The organism is Xylanibacillus composti, assembly GCF_018403685.1.
In the GTDB taxonomy this organism is placed as follows: Bacteria; Bacillota; Bacilli; order Paenibacillales; family K13; genus Xylanibacillus; species Xylanibacillus composti.
The window spans coordinates 1-15,131 of record NZ_BOVK01000025.1 but is presented as its reverse complement, the minus strand read 5'-3'; the positions used below and the strand labels follow the sequence as shown (position 1 = coordinate 15,131).

Genomic DNA, 15,131 nt, shown 5'->3' with positions numbered 1-15,131 from the left:
AGGTAAAGAGAACCGAAGAGAAAAGAGTGGGATGCCATGGGTACAAGCGATGGAAAAACGCCATATGTCGTAGGCAGCAAAAACCATACTGCCGTAGCCATCAGCGCCGCTTCGAAATCCGGCGAATGGATCAAAAGCCGCATGGGACAATTTCAGGAGTTGAACCTGAAGTCTTCGCCAACGGATTTGGTAACGGAAGTGGACAAGGGCTCGGAGACGATGATCCGCAACCTCATCCAGACTCATTTTCCGCAGCATGATTTTTTGGGGGAAGAGGGCGTCGAGCCTGGTGCTGAAGCTTCGGCGAAAGCGTTGGGCGAGTGCAAGGATAGCGAGTTTTTATGGATTGTAGACCCAATTGACGGCACTACGAACTTTATTCACGGATTTCCGTTTTACTGCGTTTCGATTGCGCTGGCCGTTCGCGGCGAGGTGCAGCTCGGCGTTGTGTACAACCCTTTCCATGACGAGATGTTCGTGGCAGAACGGGGGAAGGGAGCATACTTACGGGGCAAGCGGACGGCTGTTTCGGAGGAGCTGCGCTTGTCGGACAGCCTGATCGCCACCGGCTTTCCTGCGGATCGCGGCAAGAATCTTACCGCGAATATGCGCGGATTGAATCGAATCGTGAACAAGGCGCGCAATGTGCGGACTGCGGGGTCCGCGGCGCTCCATCTGGCCTATGTAGCGGCAGGGAGACTAAGCGGGTTCTGGGAGTACGGCCTGAACGCCTGGGATTTGGCGGCCGGTTCCCTGATCGTGCAGGAGTCGGGCGGGCGAATCACTGACCTGAATGGAAATCCGTATACGCTGGAAGTGCGTGATGTCCTGGCGTCGAACGGACGCATTCATGATGAGCTGCTAACAGAGTTGGAACAAGCCTAATGAATTAGAAGCGCATCAGAGCGTTATGAAGCAGGTTGATCTGCAAGAGGGCGATGCCGATAGCATCCGGGTTGGCAAGCAACCGGATCTGCGGCACGCCCTTTTGTTTTCCCCTGGTTGGCGGCGGATGGCCCAACCGATGCACGGCTCTGTCAGATGCCTGCGGCTGCACGGCGCATGGATGGCAGCAGCATCGCATACATTGACGGTAAAGAAACCGGATCAGCAGATGGGGGTGCAGAGGATGGCGATTTCTGTTCACAGGCGAACGGAAGGGGATGGATACTCTATCGGGCAGGCTGCTGTACCAGTCGATTCGGGCAGGCCGCCTGGACAGCGGAACGGGCCTGCAGGCGCCATTCAGGAGGAAATGGCTGCAAGCTTATGGACTTTGCTGCAGCAGTATGGCGACAAGAAGCATCTCTCGGGAAGACGTTCGCTGCGTGTTTTGGATATTGGCGCAGGGGATGGCAAGCTGGTCTCGCGGCTGGCTGCGCGCTGTCCGCATGCGGATCTGACCGTGTTGAACGGAGCGGCGGGAGCGCTGCATCCAGTAGAAGCCGCAGGATTTGCGTCTGCTAATTTCGCACCATCTGCAGATGTTCGGAGCGCCTGGCTGCTGCCGGAAGCAGTTCCTCTGCACACAAGTGAAGTCATCCAGACACGCTCGTATCCGAGTGTGCACAGTCTGCTGTCCCATGCGAAAGAGCTGGGTGCCGGCAGTGTGCTGCATATGGGCTTTCCCGGCCTGTCAGCGTGCAGAAGGCTGCTTCATTCCGTTGAGCGCTGTTATGAGACGCTTTGCGCCGCAGAGGGGGAAATTCCTTCGACATATCACCTCATGTATGGAGTCTTCCAGCGAAAACAAGTATAATGGGGGCAAAGGAGGAGTCGAACACACATGGAATCAAACAAAACAAATGGCGTCCTTGATGTAGTGACTTTTGGCGAATCGATGGGTCTGTTAATGCCGCTTCGTGCCGTTGCTCTGGAGCAGACGGAATTGCTTGTGAAAGGCTTCGGCGGTGCAGAGAGCAATGTGGCGATCGGGCTGGCACGCATGGGCAGCAAGGTCGGCTGGTTCGGCCGTATGGGGAACGATCCTTTTGGCCGCACGATTTTGAAAACGCTTCGCAGCGAAGGGGTGGATGTGTCCGCCGCAGCGCTCACCGATGAGGGACCTACCGGCGTCATGTTCCGCGATAAAGTGGCAGGCAAGATTAACGTCTATTATAACCGCAAGCAGACGGCGGCCAGTGTGATGAAGCCGGAGCATCTGGATGAAGCCTATATCGCCTCGGCCAAGGTGCTTCATATTACCGGGATTACAGCAGCGCTGAGCGAGAGCTGCCGGGAGACGCTTCGGGAAGCGATCCGCCTGGCGAAGAAGAACGGCGTCAAGGTCAGCTTCGATCCGAACTTGCGTCTGAAGCTGTGGACGATTGAGCAGGCCAGAGAGTTCGTGCTGCCGGTGGCGGCCGAAGTCGATTATTTCCTGCCAGGGTTGGACGAGCTGAGGCTGCTCTACAACACAGAGGACGAACGGGCCATCTTCAACAAGCTGCATGAAATGAAGACCACCTCGATCGTCAAAGGCGGGGAAGGAGCCACCTATGTGGTGCAAAATGGCCAGGCTACCCCGGTGCGCTATGAGCTGGTAGAGAATGTAGTCGATACGGTTGGAGCAGGAGATGCGTTCTGTGCGGGCTTCCTTGCAGGCATTACGCGCGGCATGAGCGACGAAGAGGCAGTGCGCCAAGGCAACCTGCTTGGCTCGATGATCATCCAAATCGAAGGCGATTGGGAAGGCATGCCGACATACGAGGAAGTGCAAGCGAAGATGAACAACGCTAAACATATAGAACGATAAAGACTAAATAAAGATTTCATAGCAGAAGAATTATCGATAATCGATAGAAGGAGCAAGCAGTCGTTATGAAAAAGTTAAAGCTGATCCAACAAATTACGGATGGAGGCGTCGTCGCCGTACTGCGTGCCAGCTCGCCGGAGGAAGCAGTGGAGATGGCAGATCGCAGCATCGCCGGCGGCATGCGGATTATTGAGCTGACGATGACAACCCCGTTCGCCCTGAAGGCAATGGAGACCCTTGCAGGCAAGTACTCCAGCGCCGACCCGAGCGCGGACAATTACGCTGTCGTAGGCGTCGGAACCGTGCTCGATCCGGAAACGGCCCGCGCCGCCATTCTCAGCGGAGCTGAGTTCATCGTTGGCCCGTCCCTGAATCCGGAGACGGTCCGCTTGTGCAATCGCTACCGCGTGCCCGTCATGCCGGGAGTGATGACCATTCAGGACATTCAGAGCGCGTTGGAGCTTGGCGTCGATATCGTCAAGCTGTTCCCGGGCAACCTGTTCTCGCCGTCGATGATCTCCGCGATTAAGGGCCCGCTGCCGCAGGCGAACGTCATGCCGACAGGCGGTGTCGACCTGGACAACCTGGGCGACTGGATCAAGGCAGGTGCGGTGGCTGTCGGCATTGGCTCCGATCTGACGAAGGAAGCGGTCAAGACTGGCAACTTCGAGCTGATTACGGAGAAGGCCGCCGCCTACGTGGACGCCTTCCGCAAGGCGAAGGGGCAGTAAGGACTATCCCCTTTCTGCGGTTTGATGGAACATGAGACTACCGAGAACATAATTGCTGCCACCTGCACGATAGCTGCTGGACACGAGGCAGGGGCCGGGGCGCAAAGAGCAGACAGGGAGCAGAAGGGAAGAACGGGATGACCGGAGCAGCCGGTTTGAAGCTGTAGCGGTCATTCCTGTCCGTTAGCGTGCAAAAAACGCTCTTCTGATTTTCTAACGGCCGCTGCTGTCCATTAGAGGCCATAAAGCGTTGTTTTGACCTGTCAATTCAGCGCTAATGGTCATCCGCGTCCGCTACATTGTCTAAAAGCGCCCCATACGCACTGTAACGGTCACCTATGTCCGTAAAAGTTACAGTTCCAAACGGCTAGGCAGGAGTGCTGTTCGGGCGGATGATCGCAAGCGCCCGAGCGTCAAGCCGGGCAGGTTGAGGAGCCAAGCAGCAACCAAAAAAAGCGTCTATAAGGCCGCGAAGGCTTTTATAGACGCTTTTCTTCATTCTATTCTGGAAGGGTAGCTGTATGAACATAACCGCGTTGCATAAACAGACACTCCATGCGGCCAGCACACAAGGGGCTGGCCGCAGGCGCGAATGGCAAAGCCTGATGGGAGCTGCTTGCTCTCAACTCACCCAAGCTGTGCCATTCGCTTATCGCGGCGCGGACGGATTATTCCGTTGCCACGGACTGATCGGCTTGCATAGTCACTGGCGCGATGCGGACAAAGTTCGCATCGAGGTCGGCAAGCAAGCTGGAGATTTTCGCAGCTGCTTCGGACTGGCCGGAGCGTTCCAGCTCGTCGCGGTAAATGCCAAGCAGCTCGTTCAAGTCCGCACGGCCTTGATCGTCCAACGCTTCAATGTCGACCTTCGCGCCCTTCGCAATGCGGCGTTCAATCGCCGCTTTGTCCATGCCCATCTCCGGAACAAGGCGCTGGTAGATCACGCCGCCGGTCATGCCGGCACAGATCCATGGACCCGGGTCGCCGAGCACTACGGCACGGCCGTTCGTCATATATTCGAAGGCGAAGCCCTTCAGGTTCGCTCGCGAAGCGATGCCGCCCAATTCGTCCTGCAGCGGGGTTTCAATCTCGCCGCCGAAGACGACATCGGCTCCGGAGAACCGGATGCATGCGCGGGAGTCGGCATTCCCTTGAATCAGGAACAAGCCTTTCTGTGCGCCGTATCCAAAGGACTTGCCGACAGAGCCGTTAAGGAACGCTCGGTTCTTGCCAAGGTCTTTCAGAATGGCGACCTTGCCGCCGAATGCCATCTTGCCGACGCCATCCTCGGAACCGCCGCGGACGGTGATGTTAACGCCGCGTGCATTGAAGGCGCCCAGGCCGTTGCCCGGCACAGAACCTTCGTTCAGCTCCAGTTCGACGTTCGGAAGCGCGTCGTAGCTGCCGTCGAAGCGGTCGCGCACGCGATGGCTGGCGAAGCGAGTGCCGATGATCCGGTGCTTCGCATCGATGCGGGACCACTTGCGCTCAACCTTGCAGTCGAACGCGATAGCGGACGGGAAGTACTCCTGACCCTCCGCGCCTGCGGCGACTTCCATGATATCCGAAGTCGAGATGTTGGCTTCCATCGTCGGCACAACGAATTGAATCGGCGCCGGACGAAGCAGGTCGGTCAAGTCCATGCGGCCCAAACCGTTAATCTGCTTCAGCAGATCGGAGCGGCCGACAAGTTCTTGCGCGCTCTTGAAGCCGAGCTTTGCAACAATCTCGCGGATTTCGTCGCCCATGCCGTTGAAGATGCGCACGAGGCTGTCAACGGCTGTATCGTATACGCGCGGCACGAAACGGCGAAGGCCTTTTTCATCGGCTTCTTCCATGGAATCGATCTGCGTGGCAATCCCGACGTGACAGGTGTCCAGATGGCAGCCGCGGCATGTCGTACAGCCGATCGCCTGCATGGACAAGCTGCCGAATCCGCAGCGGTTCGCGCCAAGCATCATCATCTTCACAACGTCCGTGCCGGATTTCATGCCGCCATCGGACCAGATTTCCACTTTGTCGCGCAGGCCGGCCTCGATCAGGGCCACATGCGCGAGCTTCGTGCCGATCTCCGTCGGCAAGCCGACATGCTGCAGGGAATGCATGCGCGCAGCGCCGGTACCGCCGTCAAAGCCGGACAGGGTGATGATGTTGGCGCCAGCTTTGGCCACGCCGACGGCAATGGTGCCAATGCCCGGAACGACCGGAACCTTGACGATGATCTTCGCCTGGCGGCCGCTCGCTTCCTTCAGCTCGGAGATGATCTGCGCCAAGTCTTCAATCGAGTAGATGTCATGATTGTTCGATGGCGAAATCAGGTCGGAGCCGATGGTGGCGTTTCGCGCTTCCGCAATCTTCGCTGTCACCTTGGAGCCAGGCAGATGACCGCCCTCTCCCGGCTTCGCGCCTTGGCCGATCTTGATTTCAAGGAACGCTACGGCATTGGCCAGCTCGACGTTGACACCGAAGCGGCCGGATGCGACTTGAGCGCCGCGGGTGCGCTTGTACTTGCCGAGCATGTCCTTGATCTCGCCGCCTTCGCCGTTCATCGTTACCATGTTCAGCCGTTCGCCGGCTTCCGCATAAGCGCGGAAAGCAATTTCGTTCTGCGAACCGAAGGACATGGAGGAGATCAACATAGGCAGACTGTGATCGCCGATGCTGATATCTACCTGCGAAGGATCAAGCTCCTTGCGTCCTTCATTCTGTGTCTTCTCGAAGTCGAACGCAGCCAGGTGGCGGATCGAAATCGGATTCTTCGCTTCTTCCTCCAACAGCTTGTCGCGATAGTCGGAGTAGGGAGCCGAACCGTCGGCCGCTTCGTTCAGCGCCTTCCACATGCGCTGGAAGAAGTGGAAGTTGCGGGCTGCCTTGGCTTTCGAATTGTGGTTGTAATCCTCGTAGCGCTTCTCGGCATCCTCCTCCAAATCTGCGAAGGAGGTCCCGCCTTGCTCGCTGCCCAAGTAATTCACGATATCAAGCACTTCCGCCACTTCCGGATGGAAGCCGATGGAGGAGAAAAATCTTGTATATCCGCGAAGCTCATGCGTGCCGATGGTGGAGATGACTTTCTCCAGACCTTTTTGCAGGGCTTGCAGCACTTTCTGGGCCGCTTCGCTGCCTTCCTTCGCAGCCGCTGTGGCAAACAGCATGTAAGGCGATACGACATCGGCGCCCAAGCCGTAAGCTACCGCGATGTCATGCAGGTTGCGCACGCCGCCGGAACGAAGAACGATGCCTGCTTGTCTGCGCAAATTGTCGCCAAGCGCAATCTTCTCGCTCTTAAGAGCAATGTCAACCTTGGATACCGCAAGATGCGGATCGAGCCATAGACGATCCTCTGTATGCACGCCGGCATCGTCGAGGATAACCAGCGTGGCGCCTTCGCGAACGGCCTGAATTGCAAGGTCGGCCAGCTGGGCGAGCGCATCCTTCAGATTGACGCCGCGTTTCCGATACAGCGGCAGCACCGCGACTGCCTGCTCGCCTTGAGCGGCAAACTGGGCTACAAGCTGCTCGTAGGACAGCTGGCCAAGCGCTTCATAGCTGCCGATGCCGAGCTTGCCTTCGAGCACGAGCGGAGCGGCAAGCTCCAGTCTCAGGCGGGCGTCGACCTTGCCATAAATAGGCGGGCGAGGTCCGACAACGACGCGGGTGGAGAAGTGTTCCATCTCGCGATCCCGGTCGATGGCCGGATTGGTAACGACCGCAACGCTTTCTTTAATGAAGTCCGGGATGTTCTGGCGCTCCCAGTGAATTGCGGCCAATGGACCGTCATGTCCGAGCGAGCGGATCGGCTCGGCGCCGGTTTTCGCCATGCTCTCAATCATCTGCATGCCTTCGCGGTCCCAACCGAATGCGCTGTACATGGCATCAGTAGGCTCAAAATCCGCTTCCGCTGTCTGTGCGGCAGCGAGCGCCTTCTCCTCAATCGCGTGGTCCAGATGCTTGCGCATGCCCTCGAGCCCAAGGTCGCGGGCTGCGGCGCGCTCCAATACTTTCGCTTGCAATTCGGTATAAGGCACAACCTGAACATGCTCGCCCGGTGTCAGCACGACGCCGACTTTCTCGCCCGGTGCGATTGGCTTCGGTTCAGAGACCATCTCGCCAACTGTAATAACGCCTTGTTCTGAAGAGAAGTAAAGCGATGTTTCGCTTTCCACGATCCAGAGCGGACGCAAGCCGAGCGCGTCTACACTGAATACACATTCATTCCCGTAACGGGATACGATGGCTGCGGGTCCTTGCGCATAATGTCCCCACATTTGGCGATAATAGACATATAAGTCCTGAAGTTCCGGGCGGTAGGCCTTCATCTCATTAATAATCGGAGGGAAGACCACTTCCATCGCTTCAAACAGCGAAAGCCCAAAACGATGAATAAACGTTTCAATCGTCCGGTTCATGTCTTGCGAGTCACTGCCGCCGTCTACGAGCGGAACGCCGACCATCTCGGCCTCGTAGCGCATTTTCTTGATCGTATTGATTTCCCCGTTGTGGCCGAGCAGCGAGAACGGCTGCACACGGAAGAAGTTGGACAGCGTATTCGTAGAATAACGGTTGTGGCCGATTGTGACTTGTGCGGCGAACAAGGCATCCTGTGTATCCAGGAAATACTTGGGGAGGATGCTGGCCGAGCCCATGACTTTGTAGGCAGCGGTAACGGTGCTCATGGAAGCGACATGCACCACGTACTTCGATTCGATGGCTACATGCAGCTCGAACAGGTGATCATTCGCGTTCACCTCGCCCTTTTCGACCAAACCGGCAATCTGCCAAAAAACAGGCTCATCATTGCGTGCATTCAGGCCCAGCACCGAGTTGTCCACCGCATTTTCCTGCTCAAGAACGATGGAGATGCCTGCATGCTGCAGCATCTCGCGGATGCCTGCCTGCATCTCGGCAACGCTCTGGTCCAGCTTGCGAGGAAGGAAGATGTGGCCGACGAAGAAGCGCTCGTCATAGGCGAGCTTGCCGTCCAACTGCTTATCGTGCAGACGCTTCTCCCAAAGCGCGCGCGGAATATCTGTCAGAATCCCGCAGCCGTCGCCTTCGCCGTCAATAAACCCGGAGCGATGCTCCATCTTTACCAGGGCATCGATTGTTTTTTGCACATTATCCCGCGAGGGATGTCCGTTCTTTTCCACAATACAAATGACGCCGCAGCTATCGTGCTCTTCCTGCGTCAAGTTCTGGAATTTGCCTTCGTTCAGCATTGCTTCTCTCATGTTGAGGGTCAGAAAAACTGACCTCCACCTCCTTTACATCGTTACACTTCGCGCCGATCCTACCGAAACAGAAATCCTGCATAATTATACATTATGGCGAACAGGAAAAACTTCCGCCAGCGATCGCTATGAAAAAACAGAGTGAGTATAGAATACCACGAAAATAAAAAGCTTACAATATCCGATTCGCGATCGGAGCATTGTAAGCGCTAACCCTGACACCGGGTGTCAGATTGGATAATTATAGCTTTGTATGCATATTAAAAATATTTTTCACGGCGATAAGCGTTTCTTCTATATCCGCTTCACGGTGTGCCAAGGTCAAAAACCAAGCTTCATATTTGGAGGGGGCCAGACAGATTCCTTGCTTCAGCATGCCGCGGAAAAAGGCAGCGAATTGCTCGCTGTCCGTATCCTGCGCCTCCTCATAGTTCGTTACCGGGTGGTCGCAGAAGTGGGTGGAGAACGCGCCGCCGATCCGGTTGACTGTCATTGGAATGCCGGCAGCGGCGGCCAGGTCGGAAATGCCGTCGCTCAGCTTTATTGCGAGCCGCTCCATCCCTTCGTAGACGCCGGGTTTGGCCAGCTCGTCCAGGCAGGCAAGCCCGCACAGCATGGATGCCGGGTTGCCGGCCATGGTGCCCGCTTGATAGGCGGGACCGAGCGGCGCCACCTGCTCCATGATTTCGTCGCGACCGCCGTAGGCGCCGATCGGCAGCCCGCCGCCGATAATCTTGCCGAGCGCGGTCAAGTCGGGCTCGATAGCGGCATGGTCCTCGAACAGCGAGTAGTTCTGCGCGCCGCCGTAATGGAAGCGGAAGCCGGTGATGACTTCATCGTAAATGACGAGTGAGCCGTTGTCGCGCGTCATGCGGCACAGCTGTTCGAGATAGCCGGGCTTGGGGGCGACCATGCCGAAATTGCCGACGATCGGCTCGATCATGACAGCCGCCACATCGTCGCCCCACCGCTCCAGTGCTGCTTGCAATGCTTCGCTGTCATTGTAAGGAACCGTAATCACCTCGTGTGCGAGACTGACGGGGATGCCGGCGCTGTCGGGAATGCCCAAGGTAGAAGGGCCGGATCCGGCGGCGACGAGTACGAGGTCGGAATGGCCGTGGTAGCACCCTGCGAATTTGATGATCTTGGCGCGGCCGGTATACGCGCGCGCAACGCGGATCGTTGTCATGACGGCCTCGGTACCGGAATTGACGAAGCGAACCTTGTCGAGGGAGGGAATGGCGGCCTTCAGCTTGCGGGCGAAGGCGATCTCCCATTCCGTCGGCGTGCCGAACAAGGTGCCGCTGGCAGCGGCAGTTGCGAGCGCCTCGGCAATGGCGGGATGGGCATGGCCGAGAATGATCGGTCCATACGCCGCCAAGTAATCAATGTAGCGGTTCCCGTCCTCATCCCAGAAATAAGCGCCTTGTCCGCGCTTCATGAACACAGGCGCGCCGCCGCCCACCGCCTTGAAGGAGCGGGACGGGCTGTTCACGCCTCCCACAATGTGCTTCAGTGCCTCCTCATAAAGTTGCTCCGACTTGCTTCGTGATGGTTGATTAGCAGTCATAGTCATGCGCCCTCCTGTTATGTTATATGGGAAATTCCGTCCTGCCGCCGCACACATAAAGCCATCGTCATGCAAGCTGCAGGGGCATATCTGGTCCAAAAACAAACATGAACCGCATCGTCCGCAGCCTGGTTGAACCAAGCGGCGGCAGGATAGCGGTTCACGCGCCGAACAGATTATTCGTTAGTGCCAGCGGCCTGCCCCGTGCGGGGCTCCGCCGTTTCGCTCAAGTCGGTGTCCGCGGCCTCAGGCTCCTGGACTTTATTGGCTTCAGCAAATTTCTCTTGCACATATTGCTTGACGGCAGAAGGATTCGATGTAACGACATCGGCTCCGCCGATCTTTTCCTCTCTCAGCAGCTCAAGCGGCGGCAGCTGGGCGGTAATGATCTCGCTTGTATTCGTGCTCTTGCCCAAATCGCCTAAACTCCACATGTCCCGCAAGGACAGATTGGTTTCAATGTACGGCTCGATTGCCTTCAGTGTATTAGGCAGCTTCAGGATGGAGGAGAAGGACTGCATTTTCTTCGCAACAGCGGTCATGAACTTGCGCTGTCTTTCTGTTCGGGCATAATCCGACAATGCATCGTAGCGGAAGCGAACATACTGCAGGGCGGTATGGCCGTCCATGTGCTGCTGGCCTTTCTTCAGATTAATATCGTATTCCGGGCCATCAGCGCGCGAGCTGTAGTACATGTCCTTTTCCACATAAAAATCAATGCCGCCGATGGCGTCGATCAGCTTAACGAATCCCTGGAAATCAACATAGATGTAATATTGGACAGGAATGTCGAGCCATTCGCTGACTGTGCGCATAGCCAATTCCGGCCCGCCGTATGCCAGCGCCGCGTTGATGCGATCCATGCCGCGATCGGGAATGGACACATAGCTGTCGCGCAAAATCGAGAACAAGTGCGCCTTCTTCGTAACGGGGTCCAGCGAAGCGATCATCAGCGTATCGGATCGGGGCGTTTCGCCTTCTGCCAATCCCCGGTCATCGCCGCCCAGCAGCAGGACATTGACACGCTCTGTGCCGCTCCACTTGGGCGGCTGATTTTCATCGGACGCATCCTGCTCCTCATGAAACTGTTTGAAGGGCGAGTCCTCTCTGTCGGCCTGTATGTTATTGCCGAAAGATAGGATTGAATATACGTAGTAGCCGACCCAGAGCACAAGTGCGAGCGCTAGTACGGAGCCTGCCCAGATTAGTCGTTTTTTCGTTATGAAGGTGTTCATTCGTTCTCTTTTCCTTTCAGGTAGCATCGTGTATGATTAGGTTTAGTTTAGCGAAAAAGAGCGTCGACAGCAAATGTGTTTGTCGAAAAAAAAATAACAAGCAAGGAAGGCTTTGGAGGAATGAGAGAACATGCTGGCCATTGACGTAAAAGAACTGCGGAAGGAATTCCGGGTTCAGAAGAACAGAGAAGGCCTGGGCGGTGCCTTGCGCGACTTGTTCAAGCGGGAATACAACACTGTACAGGCGGTCAAAGATATCTCGTTCCAGATTCCGCAGGGAGAGATTTGCGGCTATATCGGCGAGAACGGGGCGGGCAAATCGACCACGATCAAGATGCTGACCGGCATCCTTGTGCCGACATCCGGGCACCTGCTCGTGAACGGGATGGTCCCCTATAAGGAAAGGGAGAAATTTGTGCGCGGCATCGGCGTCGTCTTCGGACAGCGCAGCCAGCTATGGTGGGATATCGGCGTCATTGAATCGTTCCATCTGCTGCGCAAGGTATACCGCGTGCCCATGGAGGAATTCAAACCGCGATTCGACGAGCTTGTCGAAAGATTGCAGCTTTCGGAGCTGCTGAACCGGCCGGTGCGCAAGCTGAGTCTCGGGCAGCGCATGAGATGCGAGCTGGCGGCTTCCCTGCTGCACAATCCGTCGATTGTCTTCCTGGACGAACCGACGATTGGCCTGGACATTGTCGTGAAGTCGGAAATTCGCGAATTTCTGAAGGAGATGAATCAGAAGTACGAGACGACGATCCTGCTGACCACACATGACCTGCAGGACATTGAAGCGCTGTGCTCGCGCGTCATTATGCTGGATGACGGCAATATCATTTATGACGGCGGCCTGGATGAGCTGAAGAACCGTTGGGGCAAAGGCAAGGAGGCGCTGTTCCAGTTCGCGGAGACTGTCACGATTGGACAGCTGGAGCAGCTGACTTCGGGGCTGCCGGTGCGCTGGAAGCTGGAGAACGAACTGACTGCACGCGTGTTCGTGCCGCAGGACCGGGCGAATATCTCGGAGGTGCTGGCCCGTCTGGTCTCTGGCGGCGGCTTGAACATTCTCGATATTAAGCTGTTTGAGACCGGGACCGATGAAATCGTGCGTGAGATTTATCAATCCGGCTCGGCGGAGCATAAGGGAGACGACGTTTCGAACGGAGCGCAGAGGCTTGCGGCTCGGTCGGACACGACGGCACGCGCCAAGCAGGAGGCAGAACAGGCAGCAGAGAAAGAAGGCGTGTCGGCAGATGCTTAATGCGTATTTGGACATCATCCGCATCCGCTTTCTCATGATGCTGGCTTACCGGGTGAATTATTACAGCGGCATTATTATTTATGCTATTAATATTGGCGCGTATTATTTCCTGTGGAAGGCGATCTACGGAAGCAGCGAGACGCTGGGCGGCTTCACCGTGTTGCAGATGACGACGTATGTAGCGGTCTCCTGGATGGCCCGCGCCTTCTACTTCAACAATTTGGACCGGGAAATTGCGAACGAGATCAAGGACGGCAGCGTGGCGGTGCAGATGATCCGGCCGTACAATTACTTGCTGGTGAAGATCATGCAGGGGCTCGGCGAGGGAATCTTCCGCCTCGTGCTGTTCAGCGCGCCTGGCATGGTGATCGTATCGCTGTTGTTCGATATTACTTGGCCGACCGATTGGCATATTTGGCTAATCTTTTTCGTCATGATTTTCTTTAGCTTCTTAATCAATTCGCAGATTAATATTCTGACAGGGCTGTTCGCCTTCTTCGTGGAAAATAACGAAGGCTTGATGCGCATGAAGCGGGTGGCGGTCGACTTGCTGTCCGGCTTGATTATCCCGCTCAGCTTCTTCCCCGGTTGGGCGATGTCCGTGCTGGAGTGGCTGCCCTTCCAGGCGATCACGTACCTGCCTGCTTCCGTATTCACGGGAAGGGTAACCGGTGCTGCGGTCGGGGATGCGCTGCTGGTGCAGGTCATCTGGTTCGTCGTCCTGATCGTGCCGATTATGGTCATTTGGCGTGCAGCGCGCAAGCGGCTGTTCGTGCAGGGAGGGTGAAGCCGATGATGAATACAGCTATTATACTGGAGTATCTCAAGACTTATCTGAAAACAAGGCTGACTTATCGCGCGGACTTCGCCATCGAAATTGTCACAGACCTGATGTTCCAGACGATGAATCTGTTGTTCATCCTTGTGGTCTTCAGCCATACGGATCTGCTGGGCGGCTGGACGCGGGATGAAATGATCTTTATTTACGGCTACTTCATGATCCCGAGCGGCTTGTTCGGCTGCTTCTTCAATCTGTGGAACTTCACGGAGCGCTACATTGTGAAGGGAGAGATGGACCGGGTCTTGACGCGGCCGGTGTACAATCTCGTGCAGCTCATCATGGAAAATCTGGATCCGTCCAGCCTGTTTGGCGCGCTGACCGGCGCGCTCGTGATGAGTTACGCCTGGTGGCAGCTGGGGCTTGGCTTTGAGTGGTGGTACCCGTTCGTGCTGGTGATCCTGATTATCGGCTCGCTGATGATTTATGCGGGCATCTATATTGCGCTGACGGCGATTTCGTTCTTCTCGGATGCGCCTACGGGCATTCAGCCGATGATGTACAACATTCAGAACTACGGCCGCTATCCGGTCAACATTTACAACAAAGCGATTCGCTTCGTGCTGACCTGGGTGCTGCCATTCGCCTTCGTCGGCGTCTACCCGGCGGCGTTCTTCCTCGAGAAGGACATCACTCGCGCATTCGCCATGCTGACACCAGTAGTCGGCCTCGTCTTCCTGACGGGCGGCCTGCTGTTCTGGAACTACGGCGTGCGGAAGTATCGGGGAGCGGGGTCGTAGGCGGGATTGCATAAAGCGAAGAACGTTGTCTCGTAAGGGAGACAAATACAACAATGGGCGCCATTCGCGCCTTGGGGCAAGTGCAGGGAAGGGCTCTGCCGGGACAAGTGTCCCGTAGCAGAGCCTCATAGTTGAGTAATGTTACGGGTTCCTCTGTTGCTTTACTCTGCTAATGACCTCCTTTAACTCATCTACTGAGTTAAACATAAATTCACTGGAAAATTCTTTCTCATTTTGACGTGCTACTTTGCCTCCATTGTGGACTTTGTATTTGCCTTGGTATAAGCCAATCGGATAGTAAGAGTTCTTAATTGTCCCACCTTCAATCGGATTTAAGAAAAGTATATATTCTTCCCCTGACTGCATCACTTTGTTGCCCTCCATAATATAATTGACATATTGCTTCTGCTTTCCTCTTTTTGGATCACCATTAATGAGAGGTTGATATATTCCTCCAACTTCAACTACAGGAATTGTATCATTCTCTTTTAGTGCTCCCTTCAAAACAGATTTGATTTTTACATTTGATACTGTAAAAGGTAAATCATTGTCAACAAACGTCTCCTGTTTAGTTGAGACTTTAACTTCTACGATTTCCGTTGCACCCATTGCCAACTCACCAAAAGACTCATAGATGTTAAATGATGCTGAACCGTGAGCAGTAGGTATGTTATCAATTCCTTGAAATTGAGCACACCCAGCAGTTAATAATAGAATTATAGATGAAAAGAGAAAAGTATTGATCTTTTGGCGGATCAAGTCCAAATTTATGT

11 protein-coding genes are annotated in these 15,131 nt (G+C 55.7%); 7 read left to right on the top strand and 4 right to left on the bottom strand.

Annotation, left to right across the window (positions count from 1 at the left end):
* Positions 1 to 36: 36 nt before the first annotated feature.
* The 4 genes from XYCOK13_RS09875 (at position 37) to XYCOK13_RS09860 (ending at position 3,486) form a co-directional block, all read left to right on the top strand.
* Entirely contained in the window at positions 37 to 885 is an 849-nt protein-coding gene (locus tag XYCOK13_RS09875; protein WP_213411981.1) for an inositol monophosphatase family protein, read from the top strand.
* Between the two features lie 25 nt (positions 886 to 910).
* On the top strand, positions 911 to 1,759 hold the full coding sequence (locus XYCOK13_RS09870; protein ID WP_213411980.1) for a class I SAM-dependent methyltransferase: 849 nt from the start codon (positions 911 to 913) through the stop codon (positions 1,757 to 1,759).
* Between the two features lie 27 nt (positions 1,760 to 1,786).
* A complete protein-coding gene (locus XYCOK13_RS09865) occupies positions 1,787 to 2,755 on the top strand; it encodes a sugar kinase (RefSeq protein WP_213411979.1) in 969 nt (322 codons plus the stop codon).
* Between the two features lie 65 nt (positions 2,756 to 2,820).
* Positions 2,821 to 3,486 carry a bifunctional 2-keto-4-hydroxyglutarate aldolase/2-keto-3-deoxy-6-phosphogluconate aldolase gene (locus XYCOK13_RS09860; protein WP_213411978.1) on the top strand — a complete coding sequence of 222 codons (666 nt, stop codon included), beginning with the start codon at positions 2,821 to 2,823 and terminating at the stop codon, positions 3,484 to 3,486.
* A gap of 668 nt (positions 3,487 to 4,154) precedes the next feature.
* Here XYCOK13_RS09860 and XYCOK13_RS09855 read toward each other — a convergent pair.
* The 3 genes from XYCOK13_RS09855 to XYCOK13_RS09845 form a co-directional block, all read right to left on the bottom strand.
* Positions 4,155 to 8,702 carry a glutamate synthase-related protein gene (locus XYCOK13_RS09855; protein ID WP_213411977.1) on the bottom strand — a complete coding sequence of 1,516 codons (4,548 nt, stop codon included), beginning with the start codon at positions 8,700 to 8,702 and terminating at the stop codon, positions 4,155 to 4,157.
* Between the two features lie 253 nt (positions 8,703 to 8,955).
* On the bottom strand, positions 8,956 to 10,284 hold the full coding sequence (locus XYCOK13_RS09850) for a glutamate-1-semialdehyde 2,1-aminomutase (RefSeq protein ID WP_213411976.1): 1,329 nt from the start codon (positions 10,282 to 10,284) through the stop codon (positions 8,956 to 8,958).
* Positions 10,285 to 10,460: 176 nt separating this feature from the next.
* Positions 10,461 to 11,519 carry an LCP family protein gene (locus XYCOK13_RS09845; protein ID WP_213411975.1) on the bottom strand — a complete coding sequence of 353 codons (1,059 nt, stop codon included), beginning with the start codon at positions 11,517 to 11,519 and terminating at the stop codon, positions 10,461 to 10,463.
* Positions 11,520 to 11,649: 130 nt separating this feature from the next.
* Here XYCOK13_RS09845 and XYCOK13_RS09840 point away from each other — a divergent pair, with 130 nt between their 5' ends.
* From XYCOK13_RS09840 to XYCOK13_RS09830, 3 genes are read left to right on the top strand one after another with little or no spacing between them, the layout of a single operon-like run.
* Complete coding sequence (locus XYCOK13_RS09840) at positions 11,650 to 12,780, top strand: ABC transporter ATP-binding protein (protein ID WP_213411974.1); 1,131 nt, start codon at positions 11,650 to 11,652, stop codon at positions 12,778 to 12,780.
* The gene (locus XYCOK13_RS09835; RefSeq protein WP_213411973.1) at positions 12,773 to 13,567 is read left to right on the top strand and encodes an ABC transporter permease; all 795 of its coding nucleotides are present in this window, start codon (positions 12,773 to 12,775) and stop codon (positions 13,565 to 13,567) included. The genes XYCOK13_RS09840 and XYCOK13_RS09835 overlap by 8 nt, the downstream gene beginning before the upstream one ends.
* 5 nt (positions 13,568 to 13,572) lie before the next feature.
* Entirely contained in the window at positions 13,573 to 14,358 is a 786-nt protein-coding gene (locus tag XYCOK13_RS09830) for an ABC transporter permease (protein ID WP_213411972.1), read from the top strand.
* A 141-nt stretch (positions 14,359 to 14,499) separates the two neighbouring features.
* On the opposite strand, the gene XYCOK13_RS09825 is transcribed toward XYCOK13_RS09830, so the two are convergent.
* Positions 14,500 to 15,131: hypothetical protein (locus XYCOK13_RS09825; RefSeq protein ID WP_213411971.1), on the bottom strand; the 632-nt coding region annotated here is incomplete at its 5' end.

Bases quoted from the DNA above. Each gene is read 5' to 3' on its own strand.
- XYCOK13_RS09875 (WP_213411981.1), top strand. From the start codon at position 37: ATGGGTACAAGCGATGGAAAAACGCCATATGTCGTAGGCAGCAAAAAC.
- XYCOK13_RS09870 (WP_213411980.1), top strand. From the start codon at position 911: ATGAAGCAGGTTGATCTGCAAGAGGGCGATGCCGATAGCATCCGGGTT.
- XYCOK13_RS09865 (WP_213411979.1), top strand. From the start codon at position 1,787: ATGGAATCAAACAAAACAAATGGCGTCCTTGATGTAGTGACTTTTGGC.
- XYCOK13_RS09860 (WP_213411978.1), top strand. From the start codon at position 2,821: ATGAAAAAGTTAAAGCTGATCCAACAAATTACGGATGGAGGCGTCGTC.
- XYCOK13_RS09855 (WP_213411977.1), bottom strand. From the start codon at position 8,702: ATGCTGAACGAAGGCAAATTCCAGAACTTGACGCAGGAAGAGCACGAT.
- XYCOK13_RS09850 (WP_213411976.1), bottom strand. From the start codon at position 10,284: ATGACTGCTAATCAACCATCACGAAGCAAGTCGGAGCAACTTTATGAG.
- XYCOK13_RS09845 (WP_213411975.1), bottom strand. From the start codon at position 11,519: ATGAACACCTTCATAACGAAAAAACGACTAATCTGGGCAGGCTCCGTA.
- XYCOK13_RS09840 (WP_213411974.1), top strand. From the start codon at position 11,650: ATGCTGGCCATTGACGTAAAAGAACTGCGGAAGGAATTCCGGGTTCAG.
- XYCOK13_RS09835 (WP_213411973.1), top strand. From the start codon at position 12,773: ATGCTTAATGCGTATTTGGACATCATCCGCATCCGCTTTCTCATGATG.
- XYCOK13_RS09830 (WP_213411972.1), top strand. From the start codon at position 13,573: ATGATGAATACAGCTATTATACTGGAGTATCTCAAGACTTATCTGAAA.